Below are 16714 nucleotides of genomic sequence, written 5' to 3'. Positions count from 1 at the left end.
TAGTTTTCGGCAATCCGGAGGTATGTCCCATGGAAGCCAAGAGATATAGTCTTCACAAGAACCTCAACATCTACTGGACGGTGTTCGACGAAGTCACCGGGCAGAAAGCGGTAGTCAATGGGTTTGTCATGGACATGCTCACCGCCGAGGAGGCCGAGGAGCTGATCGGCGCGCTGAACCGCCAGGACGACTACGACATCCTTTTGGCCGCCTGACGCCGATGCTTAATAGACATCAGACGTTCTTAACCTGCGACGCCGGTGTGCGAACACTGCTTGAGGACGTTTGACCCGACCGCCCGTATCGGACTTGCCGGGTCCGTGTTTCCGGCGGTGCTTGGGTGGATATCAGACCAAAGTCCAACCCGTTCCCCAGACTTTTTGCCCATACCAACCTCTCGGCGCTGCAATAGATTTGTAGGCTTGCGCAAGGTTGTGGAGTTTTTGCTGTGACGAAGATCTTGGTTCTGGCGATGTCGCTCGCGATGATTGCCTTCTGGGGTTCGGTCGGCGTTCTGATGTACTCGCTGATTATGTGAGTCGCCCATCGATTCCCTGTATCCTGTAATCCAGTTTGGCTTCGATCGTTCGAGTGACAGTCGATATCGAAGAGCCGGATGGTTTCAGGCCCGATGAACCTAAAATGGTGAATCCCATTATAAATCAAAAAGTTAGTGCGGACGCCGTCCGAACCGGCGCGCGCTTTCGGCATTCCACATTATTGGGTAGCGGAACCTTCAGCCGTGCTCTATAGTTTCCTTCCGGCAATGGAGGTTGCCAAAGGAGGAGCCAGATCATGAGCGATACCACTATTGGTTTTTTGGTGGCGGCTGAGCTATCCGCATTATTCTGGGCCGCAGCGTTCATGGTAGCCTTCTAGAGAATTAGCCAAGTCAGAACGCCGGATCGTGTGAATGGCGTCATCAGTTCGGTTGGTTCCGCCTTCGGATATTTTATGTCCGCCCCTGACTGTCCGCTGCCGTGGTCGCGATGCAGGCCGCAATAAGCGCCACTTGCCATCCGTTGAGTCGTCTCACCACTCCCGATCTCCCCTCGTCTTGTTTCCGCTAAGGTCCTGAGAACAACAGCTAGGTATTCGGGACTGGCGCCCGGTTCATTGATCCACAACAACCATGCGTCTGAATTCAGAGCGGACACGAGAACATGTGCGATCCAACCGATGTCAGCTCCTGAGGCGGCAAGCTCTTCGCCGCAAAGCAGCATCGATGCGTTCGCCGTTTTCATGAAAAACCTGCCAGAGCCACAGCATCACCCAGAGCATCAGGAACCAGGCGAGCACCACGTCGGAGAGGAAATGCGCGCCGAAAGCGATCCGGTTAAGCGAGAAGACAACGACGGCCGGGACCAGCGCGGCGATCGCAATCTTGCGCCAGCGCACAGGCACGAGCAGAGCCAGCGCGAGAAGCGCAATCGCGCTCGCCGACTCGCCCGAGGCAAAAGAGCAGCTGCGCGCACAGGCGTCGGAGACCTGCCAAGTCGGCGTGAAGGGTAGCTGGCCACCGAATTCGACGATCTCATAGGGGCGCGCGCGGCCAACCAGCAGCTTCAACACCTGGATTAGGAGACCCGGTCCAAGCATGTAGAAAGTAAGGAGAAAGATTGCCTTGTGTGGTCGCAATAGCCATGGCCGCGGCCTGAACGTCTGGAGAACGAGGATTGCCGCCATACATGGCAGGATCAGTGCCGGAAGCATGCGATTGAAGTCGCGCAGCATGCGCAATGCCGAGTCCGCGGAAAGCGGAAAGGCGCCCGACGCGGATGCTGCCCAGCTCGAAACCGTGAGATCGGCGCGGGGGAAAGCCATGAAGAAGAAGCTCGCAAAAATCGTAAGCGAAGCCGCGAACCGGGCCGGATGCTCAACGATATGGGTACGTGCTCGTGCGATCCGTGCACCAGGGCTTACCAGCCTCCACGGTGATACCTTGGATGACGCGGTGGTGGATTGCAGGACGCTGGACATTCCGATGGCTCGCAACTTGAACAACTATACGGGCGGGATCCTTGCCGCGGTCTGTCAAGAAATGATGGAGAAACGCACGGGATTTGGCGTGGAACGCCGTCGGACCGAGTCGGATCATGCACGGATGAATTGCAAACAGGAAATTTCCATTCCATAAGCTCGCCATGGCGACATTGGTCTCGGGGGTTTTCAGATGGTCGATAAGGGTCTCATCCTTGTGGTGGAGGACGAGCCGGAAATTGCACAGATCCTCGATGCCTATCTGGTCCGCGAAGGTTTCCGCACCGTGCGGGCGGCCGACGGCGAGACGGCACTCACCCATCACGCCGTGCTCTCACCCGATCTCGTTCTGCTTGACGTACGCATCCCGAAACTCGAGGGCTTCGAGGTGCTCGCCCGCATCCGCCGCGAGAGCAATACGCCCGCCATCATGGTCACGGCGTTCGCGGAGGATATCGATCGTCTGTCTGGCCTGAGGCTTGGCGCACAGCCTCGTGATCGGTGGCATCCAGGGGCCGCGGGGGGACAAGGCGAAACGCGCGCTCATCACAGCAACGCGCGATCTCGGTGGCCTGCGCCCGAAGGATGCGGTGCTCCTCACCCTTCACGGGCTTGTATCGGATGGCGGGGCCCCACATCTTTACGCAGTCTCGAACGAACGGCATGTGATGAACCGCCGTCGGCGCAAGCGCCGGCGAATGATGCTTGCCGACCTCGACGGCTACTGGCGCGACCGCGGCGGCGAACGTGCAGAGCCGTTCGGGTTCCGGTTGTCGATCGCCAACGATCCGGTCATACCGGAAGGCAACCGGCGGGAGCAAAGCAAAGGGGCGTTCCAGAATGTCGGTGCCTTCTTCTATTGAACAGGCGGCAGCCGCCTCTCTGGACGCATTGTATTCCGCTGAACGTGCGTCACCGGAACGGATTTCCTGATCGCCGGTCCGTCATTGTCGCGATCGAGTTCCAGTGCCGATACGACGGCATCCACAAACGCTGCAATCGGCTGTCGGATTGTCGTCAAGGCATGCGACGACCAGGCCGCCTCGGAAATATCGTCGAATCCGACAATTCCGATGTCTTCGGGGACGTTTGAGGGTCCCGCTCGACGTAATCCAGCTTAATAAAAGGAACTACCTCACAAACAAATACTTACAGTTTTCACTTGAAGTTCACATAAGTCCGTGCTTATGTGTTTCCATGATTGATAATGATATTTTTCGAGCCTTGGCTGACCCGACCCGCCGCGCGATCTTCGAGAAGCTGGCGGACGGAGTCATGAACGCCAGCGCTTTGCGTGAGGGTCTGGAGATCAGCCAGCCGGCGATGTCTCAGCATCTTGCGGTTCTTCGGAACGCCAGACTTGTCCGGGAAAAACGACAAGGGCGCTTCGTGAACTATGAGGTCGATCCGGAAGGACTAACGCTTATCGCGCAATGGCTCGCAAAGTATCGAGCCTATTGGCCTGCGCGCATCGAAGCTCTCACGGCCTTGTTGAAGGATATGGACCAATGAGCAACGGAAAGATCAAAGAGCAGAAAAACGAGATCGAACTCGAGTATGAACTAGACCAGCCGCCACAAAAGGTGTGGCGTGCGATCAGCGTTCCAGAGTTGCTTGAAAACTGGCTGCCGAAAGAGGCCCTAGCCGATCCGAAGGCGGCGTCCGTCACGCCCGACAAGGAAATCAGCTATAGAATGCGCGACAGCACACCGCCTTTCCTAGAAAGCACTGTGACATTTAGAATCGCCCCGAACGCTACGGGCGGAACCAACTTGCGGATCGTCCACGAACTTACAGATGTGAAGTTTGACCGGATGACGAAGGCAGCTGCAAACAACAACGGCCCATCCCTGATGCAGGCCGCCTGACGTAGCGAATTTTCCGAGAAAATTCTGAAAGATTGGAGTTCGCCGATGCGCGAAGCGATGCAACTCGTCCCTATGGTCATAGAGCAATCGAGTAGAGGAGAGCGGTCGTTCGACATCTATTCCCGCCTTCTCCGCGAGAGGATTATTTTTCTCAACGGTGAGGTGAACGATACCGTTTCCGCCTTGGTCTGTGCGCAATTGCTGTTACTTGAAGCGGAAAACCCGAAAAAACCGATCTATCTCTACATCAATTCGCCGGGCGGTGTCGTGACCTCCGGTCTCGCCATGTATGACACCATGCAATACATTCGCGCTTCGGTGCATACGCTTTGCATGGGGACGGCTCGTTCGATGGGATCGTTCCTATTGATGGCGGGCCAACCGGGCGGTCGCGCCGCGTTGCCCAATGCCAGCATCCTTATCCATCAACCATCAGGCGGCTTCCAAGGACGGGCCCCGGACATGCTTATCCATGCCGAAGAAATCAAGCGCACCAAGCATCGAATGACGAAGCTCTATGCCGAACATTGCAGGCGTACCTATGAGGAATTCGAGCGTGCGCTAGATCGCGACCGTTTCATGACGGCGGAGGAGGCGCTTGAATGGGGTCTTATTGATCACATTTTGAAAGTTCGAGAAGACGACTGGAGTGAAAACTCGGGCGGTATGAGGTAGGTCAAACGGGTCTGCAAACATGATCTGGCTTGCATCACAAATAGAACGGCCAAGTCGCTTCAAGCCGTTTCCAAACGGCTTCCAATTCAAACTGTCTGCTGAGTTTAGGCGCGGAGGATAACCTCTTGAGGCTGAGCGTGCTGCTGGTCCATCAAGGAGCCTGGCGGTCGAGAGCCGGCCGAGATGGCCTCCAACCACTTCAACTAGGGCGGGATGCGGAAAAGTGTGCGCGGTTTTCGGCCAAAATCCTGCTCTAACTCTCTGATGTAGATCAGGATTCAGATTTCGAGCCGATTCGGCCTGAAATCATCCTGATCTAGAGCAAATTCCAGGAAAAGTGCGAGGCGGGTTTCCGTCCGGAATGCGTAAAACAAAAGGTTAGAGCGATCTGCGCTCCAGTGAAAAGCTGAACCGCTCTAGGAGGCCGGGTGTGACGGACAGTCATCTGCCGAATAGATGAGATTCGGCGAGGCCGCAGCGCAGCGACATCAACGCGCCCGCGACCATCCGATGTGCCAAGCCAACGGACTGATATCGACAGCCTCCGGCATCGACCGCGGCATCTTGAACGGGCTGATCACCGACGTAAGCAGCGACATTTCCATCCAAGCGAACGTTGCCGACGTAAAAATATTCAAAGGGAATGCTTCGGCTCACCATAGATCCGCTTTCTTCCTACCGACCAGGCTTCTCGTTGTCCTTTGCAGGTGTCTTCATCGATGAGCCCGAAATGATCGCAGTCGAAACCGATTGCGCACTCTGGACCTGACTGGAACGGCGCGAGCGTTTGATCACGAGGACAAAGGGTTTGGTCTGAGGTTTCATGATTTCCTCGAGTTGGTTCCGCATCACGCTCGAATAGCGCCGGGCGGGATAGGATTTCCATTGATGAAGACCATGGAGCTCATAAAATCTCATGGGTCTGGTGAGTTGTCTGGCGGATCGTTCCGCTCAGGGAGCGGGAGCCTGCGAAATCCGGTTGTCACCTTCGAACGGCACCGTCAGCTCGGACACGCCGGAAACGGTTTGCCCGTCGCGGGAGACGGCCTTCCAGAACACTTTGTAGATGCCGGGAGAAAGTGGCGTGCTGATCGGAGCGATCAGGTCGGTCCTTTCACCATTCGTGTACAGCTCGTCGGTCGCAATCTCGCGTCCCGAGGAGGTGAATACGCGAACCTTCGATTTGTCGGCATCCACCGGAGCGGTAAACGTTAGAACAACATTTCGAAGGATCGCTGCGGGTGTGTCGTCGATCGTTGTTTCTAGCCTCGCCTGAGCGTCGGTGGTGAGGACCAGTGAAAGCGCCAGGGCGCATGCCATCAATATTATTTTGAACATGACTGTCTCCTGTGTCCAGAGATTGTGCTGAGCATTATTGGATAAGCGATGATCTGAAGATGCCGGCGAGCTCCGGCGTCCTGAAAAGCGGTTCCATGGCTGCGGTTCCTTTCATGTGGATCGTGTGAGGACCTATTCAGCCGGAGCCTGCGCTTCGGCAAAGGCGGGCCGCTTTCTGCTGACGAACTCGCTCAGTTTCTCGAGGTAAAGGTAGACGACCGGGGTTGTGTAGAGGGTCATCAATTGGCTGATCATGAGACCGCCGACCATCGCATAACCGAGCGGCTGGCGAAGCTCCGAGCCAGTGCCGTGACCGATCATCAGCGGCACGCCGGCAAGAAGTGCAGCAGACGTCGTCATGATAATCGGACGGAACCGCAGCAGGCAGGCTTGCCGGATCGCGTCCTCCGGCGACATTCCCTGTTCCCGCTGAGCGGCAATGGCGAAATCGACGATCATGATGCCGTTCTTCTTCACGATGCCGATGAGCAGAATGACTCCGATGAGCGCGATCACGGTGAAATCGAAGCCGAAGAGCCACAGCATCGCCAGCGCCCCGAGGCCTGCCGAAGGAAGTGTGGACAGGATGGTCAGCGGATGGAAGTAACTCTCGTAGAGCACGCCGAGGATCAGATAGATCACCGCGATCGCTGCAAGCACGAGCAGCGGTTCGCTCGAAAGTGAGCTCTGATAGGCCTGTGCATTGCCCTGAAAGGTGCCGATCAAAGTCGCAGGCTTGCCCATTTCCGCCTCGGCCCGGCCGATCGCGGCAACAGCCTGGCTCAGCGCAACACCTTTGGCGAGATTGAAGGAAAGTGTGACGGAGGGAAACTGGCTCTGGTGGTTCACGGCAAGAACAGCCGTCGGCTCGGTCGTCTGTTTCACGAGCTGATTGAGCGGAACCTGTTCTCCGGTCAGCGGTGACTTGATGTAGAGCCCATTGATCGCCACCGGCGACTTCTGGAACTGCGGGGCAAGTTCAAGAACGACATGATAGCTGTTGAGGTCGGTGAAATACTGGGTGACCTGGCGCTGCCCGAACGCATCGTAGAGCGTGTTGTCGATCGTCTGCGGCGCGATGCCGAAGCGTGATGCCTGGTCGCGGTCGATTGCCAGTGTCACGGTCGCGCCGCCGTTTTGCTGGTCCGTCGCGACGTCGGTCAGTTCAGGCAAGGTCTTGAACTTGGCGAGCAGCCTGGCCGCCCAATCGTCGAGCTCCTGCGCGTTACCATCCTGCAGTGTGTATTGGAACTGGGTGGCCGAGCTTCGTCCGCCGACATTGATATCCTGTGCCGGTTGCAGGAAGAGCTGTGCACCCTGCATCTGCGCAAGCTTTGGACGCAGCCTGTTGATGATCTCGCTTGCCGAGGCGTCGCGCTCTTCCCGAGGCTTCAGCGTGATGAACATGCGACCGGTATTGGCCGTCAGCCCTGAGCCGCTTCCGACCGCCATGCCGATTGTCGCCACACCGGGATCGCTCGCGACAATATTGCCCGCTTCGACCTGGTGACGCTGCATCTCGGAGAAGGAAATGTCCTGCGAGGTTTCAAGGATCCCCGTGATCAGGCCGGTATCCTGGGTCGGAAAGAAGCCCTTGGGAATATTGATGAAGAGGAAGCCGGTGGCAGCCAGCGAGGCGAGGAACGCAATCATCGTCAGCCGGTGGTGGCGCAGCGCAACGTCGAGCGTGCGGCGATAACCGGAAAGCAGGAGGTCGAATGCATGCTCGGAGGCGGCATAGAGCTTTCCATGACCGGACGCCTCTTCGGGTTTGAGAAAGCGGGCGCTCATCATCGGTGTGATGGTCAGGGAGACCAGTGCGGAGACACCGATCGTCATCGTGACGGTAATGGCAAACTCACGAAACAGTTTGCCGACGATCCCGCCCATCAGAAGCAGCGGAATGAAGACCGCGACAAGCGAGATGCTGATCGAGATGATGGTGAAACCGATTTCCCGGGCTCCATCGATCGCCGCCTGTTTGGGCGTCTTGCCCATCTCCATGTGACGATGAATGTTCTCGATCATGACGATCGCATCGTCGACAACAAAGCCGACTGCGATGCTCAGTCCCATCAGCGACAGATTGTCCAGGCTGAAACCTGCGACATACATCAGTGCCAGGGTGGCAAGCAGTGCCAGGGGCACGGTGACGCTCGGGATGACCGTTGCCCAAAGATTGCGGAGAAAGACGAATATGACCATGACGACAAGAGCGATCGTGATCATCAAGGTGGTCTCGACGTCGAGCACCGAGGCACGGATCGTCACCGTCCGATCGCTGAGGATCGAAAGGTGGATGGCTGCGGGCGCGATCGCCTGAAGCTCAGGCAAAGTCGCTTTGATCTGATCGACGGTATCGATGACGTTGGCACCCGGCAGCTTGAAAATAGGCAACAGGATCGCCCGCTTGCCATTCGCCCAGGCGGCGAGCTGGGTGTTCTCCGGCCCATCGATCGCCTGGCCGACATCGCTGATGCGCACTGGTGCCCCGTCGCGATAGGCGATGATCGCGTCGTTCCACGGTGCCGCGCTCAGCAGCTGATCGTTGTCGTAGATCGTGTAGGCGCGTTCGGCGCCCTGTACGCTGCCTTTGGGTGCATTGTTGGTGATGCCCGTGACGGCCGTGCGGATATCTTCGAGCGAGAGCCCCATTTCTGCGATCTTCTGGGGATCGATCTGGAGGCGCACCGAGGGTTTCTGCTGACCGAAGATCAGCACTTGCGAGACGCCGTTCAACTGGCTGATGTGCTGAGCCAACACGCTTTCGGCATAGTCGTCGACCTGGGTGAGCGGTAGCGTGTCGGACGTCAGCGCAAGCACGATGACCGGTGGATCGGCTGGATTGACCTTGCGATAGGTGGGCGGAGACGGAAGGCCTGTCGGCAATTGGCCGCCGGCAGCATTGATTGCCGTCTGGACGTCCTGGGCGGCGCTATCCACGTCGCGCGAGAGATCGAATTGAAGCGTGATCGCGCTGCTGCCAAGGGTGCTCGTCGATGTCATCTGGGTGACGCCGGGGATCTGGCCGAACTGCCGCTCCAAGGGTTGCGTGACGGATGAGGCCATCGTCTTGGGGTCGGCACCCGGCAACTGCGTCGAGACCTGTATCGTCGGAAAATCCACTTGCGGCAAAGGCGCGACAGGCAAGAAGGGATAAGCGGCAACGCCGATCGCAAACAGCCCCGCCATCAGAAGAGAGGTGGCAATCGGTCTCTGGATGAACCATGAAGAGATCGACATCATCTACTCCTTTTGCGCCGCCGCGGATGTGGAAGCTTGCTGCACAGACACATGTGTGCCTGTATCGAGCCGGTACTGGCCTTCGGTTACGACCTGCTCGTCCCCGGTAAGCCCGGTAGCAATGACAGCGCGGCCGTTCTCAATCGGCCCGGGTACAACCTTACAGACAGCGGCAACTCCATCGTCACTGACGACGTAGACGAAGAACCCGTCCCCTCCGCGCTGCAATGCGGACGAAGGGATCGTTATCGCCTGATGGAGCGTCTTCTGTTTGATCCGCAACAGAACGAACTGACCAGGCCAGAGCGCGTCATCCTTGTTCTCGAAGGTGGACTTGATCCGGATCGTGCCGCTGTTCTGATCGATTACGTTATCGATCAGGGAAAGGGTGCCCGTGGCGAGCTCCTTGGACTGATCCATCGGGAGGGCGATGACTTCCACCGGCCCCGACTTCAAAGCATCACGCACCGCGTTCAAATCATCTTCTCTGAGGGTCGACACCACCGAGATCGGCTGCGTCTGCGTGATGGTTACGATCGGCGTGGTATCGGTCGCGTGGATCTGGTTTCCGGCATCGACCTGCCGGATGCCGGCACGACCGTCGATCGGAGATCTGATCTCGGTATAGGAAAGCGAAATATCGGCGGCTTCCTTTGCCGCCTGGTCCTCGGCGAGTTGGGCAATAGCGCTCTGAACTTGGCTCTGTTGTTGTTCCACCGTCTCCTGCGTCGCAATCTGCTGCTCGGAGAGCTTTTCGTCCTTCGAGAGGAGATACTGCGCGTCGGCGAGATCGGCCTGGTCCTGCTTGATTTTCGCAGCAGCCTGATCGGCCGCCGCCTGAAACGGACGCGGGTCGACAATGGCAAGCAGATCGCCCTTCTTGACCGACTGTCCTTCCGTGAACATGACGCTCTGGAGTTCACCATCGACACGCGTCTTGATGTTGACAGTGTAGTTTGCCTGCACAGTCCCAAGACCATCCAGGTATACCGGCACCTCCTCGAGAGAGGGCTTGGCAACCTGAACCGGGACCGCAGGGGCATCGGACTCCGGCGCAGCCGCGGTCGGTTCCGTGCCTGCGACCCACAAGAAGGTCGCAGATACGCCGGCAACCAAAAGTACGATGACAGCGGCTGCCACTGTCGAGCGCCGGTGCTTTCGGGGTTCAGCAAGGGGACGAATTGGCGTCATTCCTGGGCTCCGCATAAGGAAGGTTAAAGCATTGCGCTGTGTCGATGAATCCTAGCGACGAGAGGCTACGACCGAGGAGGACTCCGCGCATCTATACGGAGGTCTAGTCGCCTCTCGCGAATGGTATGTGCGTCATGCCAGGCGGCTACACGTCGATCCGCGCCCACGATCAGGCCGTCAGCTCGCCAGAGCAGAGGATTCATGCGGTGTCAGAAAATTGCTTAGAATTACAGCGTTAGAGCGGTTCTTTACGCGTTTGCTTGAACGCGCACTCTCTAGATGAGCCGGAGACGGTTCTCCATGAGCCCGACGCTGTCGCCGGCAGGGCTTATGTGAATGGCGAGTGACGCTTCATCGAATGGGGCCGCGACGATTGGTCTGCCATTCAATTGTCGGAAAAGGAGTTATCGATCGACTTGCGCAGGGACTCCAGCCGCTTGCCGAAGCTCGCCACGTCGACGGTCTCCGTCGGTTCGTCGCGCCGCAGCTCGCATCTGAAGGTATAGGACCGGCGAGACACATGATTGACCAGGCGGATACTCAGAGACAGCAATCCTTCCCTCTCCGAGAGGTGGGTGTTCGTGAACGAGAACATCATCTACTCTCCTTACATTTGGTTGCTTCCAGGCAAGGCTGCGGCGTCGGGCATAGACGCTCGCTGCCCGGGAAGGTCTCAATAAGGGCGTTGGTCAGTATGCCGGTAGAAGACCGCACCCACTTTCCTCATCCCGCTCTAGTGGCCGAGCGCAGACTCCAGGTAGCCGATCAGCTTTTCGATATCGACCGGCTTGGCGAGGAAGGCGAACGCGCCTCCGTTCAAGGCTGAATTGCGCGTCCGCTCATCCTTGTATGAAGTGACAAAGATCATCGGCGGACGGTCCGAATGCTTATTCAGTTCAGCTTGCAGCTCGATCCCACTGAGACCGGGCATCTTCACATCAACGAGCATGCAATCGATTGCAGATCGCGGCTCGAAGGAGAGAAACTCCTCCGCCGATGAGAACAACCGGCACTCGTAACCGCAGGACCGGACGAGATCATCCATGGCTTCACGGATGGCCTGGTCGTCGTCGACAACGGCTATGGTAGGGACTGGGGGCAATGAAACGACCTTTTCTTACTGCTTTCTGATGTTTCTTATGCGCTCATGCCGGATTGAAAGATATCATACGAAGATACAGGTGGCGGTACGCTTTGGCCCAGCATTTCGGCCTTCCTTACGAGCTCGGCGACCGAGCGGGCTTTCATTTTGCGCATCACATTGCCCCGATGCAGTTTCACGGTAACCTCGCTGATGCCGAGCTCGTAGGCGATCTGCTTGTTCATCATTCCCTTGACCACCGCGTCCATGACTTCGCGCTCGCGCGGGGTCAGGTTCTCCGCGAGCGATGCGACCGCTTCGTTTTGTGCGCTGTGGCGTCGGCGAGCCGCATCGCGCTCCATCGCGGCACCCACCGCGTCCAGAATGTCCTGATCCCTGAAGGGCTTGGTCAGAAAATCGACCGCACCGGCCTTCATGGCCCGGACGCTCATCGGTATATCGCCAAACCCGGTCATGAATATGATCGGCATCTTGCTGCCGATGCGCGCCAGTTGTGGCTGGAAGTCCAGACCGTTCACTCCCGGCAAGCGCACGTCGAGCAGAATGCAGCCCGGACGATTGAAGTTCGCCATTGCCAGGAAGGAAGTTGCGTTTTCGAACGCCTCGGCCTCAATCTTCATTGAACGAAATAGGTCGATGAGAGACTCCCTCATAGAGAGGTCATCATCGACGATAAAGACAACTGGCCCTGACGGTTCCTTCAGGTGCTTGCGTGCATTACGCATGTTCCGCCTCCGGCGTTATCGGCAGGCGCATTTCGAAGATCGCGCCACCTTCTGAATGATTTGTTCCATCGAGCTTTCCACCACGAGCCTCCAGCGTGCTGCGGCAAATCGACAGGCCCATGCCCATGCCGGTCGCCTTCGTCGTAACGAACGGGGCAAAAAGCCTGTCCTTCACATCTTCTGCGATCCCGGGCCCCGTATCGCGCACGGAGATGCAGACGTGCTCGATGTCTGGCCGGTCTATGGCCACCGTGATGATCCGCTCCCGGCTGCCCGCCGCATCCATTGCCTGAATGGCATTGGTGATGAGATTGATAAGCACCTGCTGCAGTTCGATCTTCACGGCCGAGATTGGCGGGATCCGTGACTTACGCTCGATAAGGACTGTGGTCCCGCTTCGTTGAAGCTCGTGCTCCATGAGGGCCATCGTCTCCTCGACCAGCCTGTCCAGGCTCACGCTTTCGAGCTTATTGCTCGAAGTAGAAAGGAGGCTGCGCGTATTCTGGATGATCTCGCTCGCGCGCTGACTGTCACGGATCGTTCTCTCTGCCGAACGTCGGACAGCCGCCAGATCCGGCGGATCGCGGTCAAGCCATCTGAGCAACGTTTGGGCGTTGACGACGATTGCACCGAGCGGTTGGTTGAGTTCATGGGCCAGCGACGCGGAGAGAGCACCGACCGTCGCGGCCTTGGATGCTTTCGTCAGTTCGTCCTGCGCCTCGGCCAGGGCCTTCAGCGCCATCTCGCGCTGCGTGATATCGACCATGCTGACGACAACGCGGCTGAAGGCAGCCGGATCCTCCGGGAAGCTGATGCTAAGCAGGACGAGCTTGGTTTCCCCGTTGTCTGCTCTTACCTCCACCTTGTGCTCGAAAACTCTCTCGCCGTCCATGATCGCCTGCAGCAGGTCAGGGAACTTTCCGCTGCCGGGAATGATGGACCGTCGCAGGGCGGCAGGTGAGGCGGAGGCCGGCCCCAGCAGTTCCCGCGCCGCCTCATTCGCCGCAACGACGCCGATGAGGCCGATACAATGATCGACAATGGCAGGATTGGCGCGGGCATATGCCCTGATGTCTGACACACCCTGCGCCCTCACATTCATCAAGTAGCTGCGTAGCTTGGAGTAGTCGCGTTCCCAGAGCGCGACGCGGGTGCGATCGAAGATTGAGCGGTATCTGGCCTCGCTCTCTTTCAGCGCGGAATTTGTGGAAAGCAGAGCAAGGCGCCCGGCCTCCGTTTTCAGAAGCAGCGCGGTCGTTATGCACAGCGCCGCCAAGGCCACGATCAGGCGGATCGTCGACTGCAGATCGGCATCGCCGCCATGCGTCATGAAGTAGGAAAGAAGCGTGAGCACGGCGCATGCTGCAGCGATGACCATCAGGCCGAGCCGCGTTGTTGCCTGTGCGGCAAACAGCATCGTGACGACATAAAAAACCGCGATTGCGCCTTCGATGTCCGTGTAAGTATCGACATAGAAGACCATTGCTGCAAGCGCGATGGCAATCAGGCCAAAGCCCAGGTTATGGCCTCTTTCTGCTTCCCAAGCGCGAAATATCAGTGATGCTATGGACATTTTTCTCCCGGTCTATTCGGCCGTGACCATACCTGCTTCCCGGCACAATCTAACCTATACATAGGTGTGAGTTGGCCGGGCAGCTCGCCTGGTTTAGGGCGACTTTCGCACTTTGCCGATCATGCAGCCTTCTCCGGCGCCACCGGAGCTGCATCCGATGCTTTGCGATGGAAGCTCGGGTGCAACGGCCCAAAAGGCATTGCTCCCATGCATGCGGCCAGGGCCAGACCCGCAATCGCAAAACAGAACGACAGCACGAAGCCGTCTGCATAGGAGAGCACGTAGGCCTGGGCGCGGACCTGCGCTGCAACCGTGGACAGCGCCTCCAGATCCCCTCGCGCGGAGGTGCCGAAAAGCGTCTCCAGCTTGGCCATCACGCCGTGGAGATCGCGTGATGAGGCCGCAATCGGGCCGCCTAATATGTTGGAATGAAACTGCTCGCGCTGCCGCAGCCAGGTGTTCAACAGGCTTATCGAGAGCTCGGCACTTCCGAGCCGTATGACCTGGATATAGGCTGACGCCGCCGTAGAGCGCTTCGGATCGGTGTTGGCGAGCAGGTAGACGACGGTGGAGAAGAAGGCGAATGTTTGACCGGCCGTATACAGGAAAACAATCGGCAGGAACGTCCAGGGCGACCATTCCATTGTGAGACGGGAACCGAGCAGGGCCCCGATCGCCATCGCGGAAAGGCCAAGGATGATGCACAGTCTTGCGTCCACACGGCGCTGCAGGAAGAGAGCGAGCGCGATGAACACGAAGACAGGGATGACCGCTCCGACGATATAGAGCTCCGATATCGCGATCGGTCGCAGTCCGGACACGTTCTGCAGGAAGCCTGGGATGACGATCGATGCGCCGGCGTTCGAAAATGTGAAGGCAATGATGATGGCGTAGCCCAAGCCGATATTGCGGGACAGGATGGCGCTCGCATGCGCCCAGGGGTTTTGGACGACGCTTTCGTTGATGAAGAATCCGATGGCAAGGATTGCGCCGCCGACAAGCAACGAGGTGACGACGCCCGACTGGAACCAGTCCAATCTGTTCCCCTGATCGATGCCAACGTAAAGCATCGTCATCGATGAGCCGAGCAAGAGCATCCCGCCCCAATCTGCGCCCCTAAGCAGGCCGACGTTGATCTCCTCTTTGGGAGCCGCAATGATCAATAGGAGCGCAATCAGCGGTGCGACAATCACGTCCTGCCAGTAGGTCCACTGCCAGCCGAGATAATCGCCATAGACCCCGACGAGAACAAAGCCGAGGTTTTGCGACAACGGAACGCGGAGGGCGTAAATCGCGATTCCGATCAGCCAGTATTTCATGTCGAGATTCCGGAAGATCACCATAATGGTGGCCGGAATGAAGACCCCGAGCAGAAAGGCCCTGCAGGCGTGAAGCGCAAAAAGGCTTGCGCTGTCATGGACCAGCGGGATCGCGAATGAGATGCAGGCATAGACCAGGCTCGAAGGAATCATTACGCGACGAACCCCGAAGACCGTGACGAGCCATGCGACTGCGGATGAGATGAGGATTTGCGGCGCGTTCGCAACCGTGCTCAGCCATGAGGCTTCGTCGACACCCAGTGAATAGGCGCCGCGAAGATCCGGAAGCCCAACGGCGAAGACCCTGGTGTCGAAGCCGACCACGAAGGACGCCAGCAACAGCGCGGCGACAATAAGAACGGGATTTTTCGCGGTCGTGCCGCTGGTGACAGGGCCGAAAGCGCGCGGTGCCGCGCTCATCGGCTTGCATCCGCTGAGGTGTCGACGGTCACGACTGCCGACATTCCAGGCCTAAGCTCGTCGAGCAGCGGCTGGTCAGGATCGAGATCGATTCGCACCGGAATACGCTGCACAACCTTCGTATAGTTGCCGGTGGCGTTGTCGGGTGGAAGGAGTGCGAATATGGAACCGCTGGCCGGCGATAGCCGCGAGACCTCTCCACGCAAGGTCTGCCCGGGGAACGTATCGATCGTGACCTTTGCCGCACGCCCGGGGGTCATGCGGGAAAGCTGCGTCTCCTTGAAGTTTGCGTTTACGTAGACGCTCGGCAGCGGAACCTCCGAAATGACACTTGTCCCGGCTCCGACATAGTCGCCTTCGTGAACGAGCTTGCGGCCAAGGACGCCATCGAAGGGGGCATAGATACGGGCGTAACCCTGGTGGATCAGCGCCGTGTCGAGGTTTCCCTGGGCCGCGCTAACCTGTGCCCGCAGCAACGGATATTGGCCATCGAGAACTTTCAGCTGTGCCTTCTGTTGTTCGATAGCCGCGGCTGTCGATTTGACTAGGGCCTGAGCCTGGAGATAGGCCGACTGAGCCTGTTGCAGCAGCTGCTGCGACGTGGCATTGCCAAGGCTTGTCTGGCGGTGGAATTCCTGCTCCGTCTGCGTCTGCTGCGCAAGTGCAGACCCGTTCTGCGCTTCGGCTGCCGCCACCACAGCTTTCTGCAGTTCGATCTGGTTGGCAAGGTTTGCTAAAGAGGCGTTGGCGGATGCCAGGTTCGCCCTGGCAACCTCGACGGCAGCATCAAATTCGCGCGGATCGATTTCCGCGAGCAACTGGCCTTTCGTCACTCTCTGGTAGTCGGCGACTGGCGTGCCCCGAATGATGCCGCTGACCTGCGCGCTAAGGGTTGACACATCCGCATTGACGACGGCATCGTCCGTCGATTGCCGGGCGGCACCCGCAACCCATCGGTTCCAGTCGATCGTGACCAGCGCCACGCCTCCGCTCACGAGAGCGACCGCCAGGACCGGAATGGCAAGCCGTTTGATCGTCGCCAATATGGTCGAAGGTTGCGAGGTCGGTATCGGAGCCTCCGCAGTCGGAGCGCGAGTAGCCGGCAGTGATGGATCAAGCGTTGTGACGTTGAGCTGGTCGGCCATCACGAGCCTCCCCTCCTGTTCCGATTGGCTGGTCGATGCCGGCAGAGTACCCACGCATGCTGCTGTGCTGAATCATACGTAGGTGTAGGTGGACAAGCAGAAGGTGTAGGCGCTGGCGAACGAGGCTATGAAAGC

The 16714-nt window shown here is 58.3% G+C and carries 16 protein-coding genes and 2 pseudogenes; 7 read left to right on the top strand and 11 right to left on the bottom strand.

The window, feature by feature from the left end; all coding sequences use genetic code 11:
• Nucleotides 1-29 precede the first annotated feature (29 nt).
• Nucleotides 30-215 carry a hypothetical protein gene (locus AAE029_RS03890; protein ID WP_371071463.1) on the top strand — a complete coding sequence of 62 codons (186 nt, stop codon included), beginning with the start codon at nucleotides 30-32 and terminating at the stop codon, nucleotides 213-215.
• A 967-nt stretch (nucleotides 216-1182) separates the two neighbouring features.
• On the opposite strand, the gene AAE029_RS03885 is transcribed toward AAE029_RS03890, so the two are convergent.
• On the bottom strand, nucleotides 1183-1824 hold the full coding sequence (locus tag AAE029_RS03885) for a phosphatase PAP2 family protein (protein WP_371071462.1): 642 nt from the start codon (nucleotides 1822-1824) through the stop codon (nucleotides 1183-1185).
• Between AAE029_RS03885 and AAE029_RS03880 the strand changes: the two genes are divergently transcribed.
• The 3 genes and pseudogenes from AAE029_RS03880 (at nucleotide 1823) to AAE029_RS03870 (ending at nucleotide 2843) form a co-directional block, all read left to right on the top strand.
• The gene (locus AAE029_RS03880) at nucleotides 1823-2137 is read left to right on the top strand and encodes a hypothetical protein (RefSeq protein ID WP_371071461.1); all 315 of its coding nucleotides are present in this window, start codon (nucleotides 1823-1825) and stop codon (nucleotides 2135-2137) included. The genes AAE029_RS03885 and AAE029_RS03880 overlap by 2 nt on opposite strands.
• A gap of 36 nt (nucleotides 2138-2173) precedes the next feature.
• A pseudogene (locus AAE029_RS03875) lies at nucleotides 2174-2467 on the top strand (response regulator); the annotation flags it as partial.
• Between the two features lie 7 nt (nucleotides 2468-2474).
• Nucleotides 2475-2843 (top strand): DUF535 family protein, encoded by a 369-nt coding sequence (locus AAE029_RS03870; protein ID WP_371071544.1) that lies wholly within the window; start codon nucleotides 2475-2477, stop codon nucleotides 2841-2843.
• Here the strand turns inward: AAE029_RS03870 and AAE029_RS03865 are convergent.
• Nucleotides 2837-3079: pseudogene (locus AAE029_RS03865) on the bottom strand (substrate-binding domain-containing protein); the annotation flags it as partial. The gene AAE029_RS03870 and the pseudogene AAE029_RS03865 sit on opposite strands and share 7 nt — an antisense overlap.
• A gap of 98 nt (nucleotides 3080-3177) precedes the next feature.
• On the opposite strand from AAE029_RS03865, the gene AAE029_RS03860 reads away from it, so the two are divergent.
• Genes AAE029_RS03860 through AAE029_RS03850 form a run of 3 tightly spaced genes read left to right on the top strand, consistent with a single transcriptional unit; the run spans nucleotide 3178 to nucleotide 4523 of the window.
• Nucleotides 3178-3492 carry an ArsR/SmtB family transcription factor gene (locus tag AAE029_RS03860; RefSeq protein ID WP_371071460.1) on the top strand — a complete coding sequence of 105 codons (315 nt, stop codon included), beginning with the start codon at nucleotides 3178-3180 and terminating at the stop codon, nucleotides 3490-3492.
• Complete coding sequence (locus AAE029_RS03855; RefSeq protein ID WP_371071459.1) at nucleotides 3489-3848, top strand: SRPBCC domain-containing protein; 360 nt, start codon at nucleotides 3489-3491, stop codon at nucleotides 3846-3848. The genes AAE029_RS03860 and AAE029_RS03855 overlap by 4 nt, the downstream gene beginning before the upstream one ends.
• Before the next feature lie 45 nt (nucleotides 3849-3893).
• A complete protein-coding gene (locus AAE029_RS03850; protein WP_371071458.1) occupies nucleotides 3894-4523 on the top strand; it encodes an ATP-dependent Clp protease proteolytic subunit in 630 nt (209 codons plus the stop codon).
• A 951-nt stretch (nucleotides 4524-5474) separates the two neighbouring features.
• On the opposite strand, the gene AAE029_RS03845 is transcribed toward AAE029_RS03850, so the two are convergent.
• From AAE029_RS03845 to AAE029_RS03805, 9 genes are all read right to left on the bottom strand, one after another.
• Nucleotides 5475-5861, bottom strand: a complete 387-nt coding sequence (locus AAE029_RS03845; RefSeq protein ID WP_371071457.1) for a copper resistance protein CopC — start codon at nucleotides 5859-5861, stop codon at nucleotides 5475-5477.
• A 132-nt stretch (nucleotides 5862-5993) separates the two neighbouring features.
• Complete coding sequence (locus AAE029_RS03840; RefSeq protein WP_371071543.1) at nucleotides 5994-9104, bottom strand: efflux RND transporter permease subunit; 3111 nt, start codon at nucleotides 9102-9104, stop codon at nucleotides 5994-5996.
• A gap of 3 nt (nucleotides 9105-9107) precedes the next feature.
• On the bottom strand, nucleotides 9108-10295 hold the full coding sequence (locus tag AAE029_RS03835) for an efflux RND transporter periplasmic adaptor subunit (protein WP_371071456.1): 1188 nt from the start codon (nucleotides 10293-10295) through the stop codon (nucleotides 9108-9110).
• A gap of 385 nt (nucleotides 10296-10680) precedes the next feature.
• Complete coding sequence (locus tag AAE029_RS03830; RefSeq protein ID WP_371071455.1) at nucleotides 10681-10893, bottom strand: hypothetical protein; 213 nt, start codon at nucleotides 10891-10893, stop codon at nucleotides 10681-10683.
• A gap of 135 nt (nucleotides 10894-11028) precedes the next feature.
• Nucleotides 11029-11397, bottom strand: a complete 369-nt coding sequence (locus tag AAE029_RS03825) for a response regulator transcription factor (protein ID WP_371071454.1) — start codon at nucleotides 11395-11397, stop codon at nucleotides 11029-11031.
• Between the two features lie 35 nt (nucleotides 11398-11432).
• Nucleotides 11433-12122: a response regulator transcription factor gene (locus AAE029_RS03820; protein WP_371071453.1), complete on the bottom strand. Its 690-nt coding sequence runs from the start codon at nucleotides 12120-12122 to the stop codon at nucleotides 11433-11435.
• Entirely contained in the window at nucleotides 12115-13695 is a 1581-nt protein-coding gene (locus tag AAE029_RS03815) for a sensor histidine kinase (RefSeq protein WP_371071452.1), read from the bottom strand. Before AAE029_RS03815 ends, AAE029_RS03820 begins: the two co-directional genes overlap by 8 nt.
• 119 nt (nucleotides 13696-13814) lie before the next feature.
• Nucleotides 13815-15434 carry an MFS transporter gene (locus AAE029_RS03810; protein ID WP_371071451.1) on the bottom strand — a complete coding sequence of 540 codons (1620 nt, stop codon included), beginning with the start codon at nucleotides 15432-15434 and terminating at the stop codon, nucleotides 13815-13817.
• Nucleotides 15431-16579 carry an HlyD family secretion protein gene (locus AAE029_RS03805; RefSeq protein ID WP_371071450.1) on the bottom strand — a complete coding sequence of 383 codons (1149 nt, stop codon included), beginning with the start codon at nucleotides 16577-16579 and terminating at the stop codon, nucleotides 15431-15433. Before AAE029_RS03805 ends, AAE029_RS03810 begins: the two co-directional genes overlap by 4 nt.
• Nucleotides 16580-16714: the final 135 nt, after the last annotated feature.

The sequence above is a fragment of the Sinorhizobium sp. CB7 genome, assembly GCF_041357635.1.
Lineage (GTDB): Bacteria > Pseudomonadota > Alphaproteobacteria > Rhizobiales > Rhizobiaceae > Rhizobium.
This window is presented reverse-complemented; position numbering and strand designations above follow the sequence as displayed.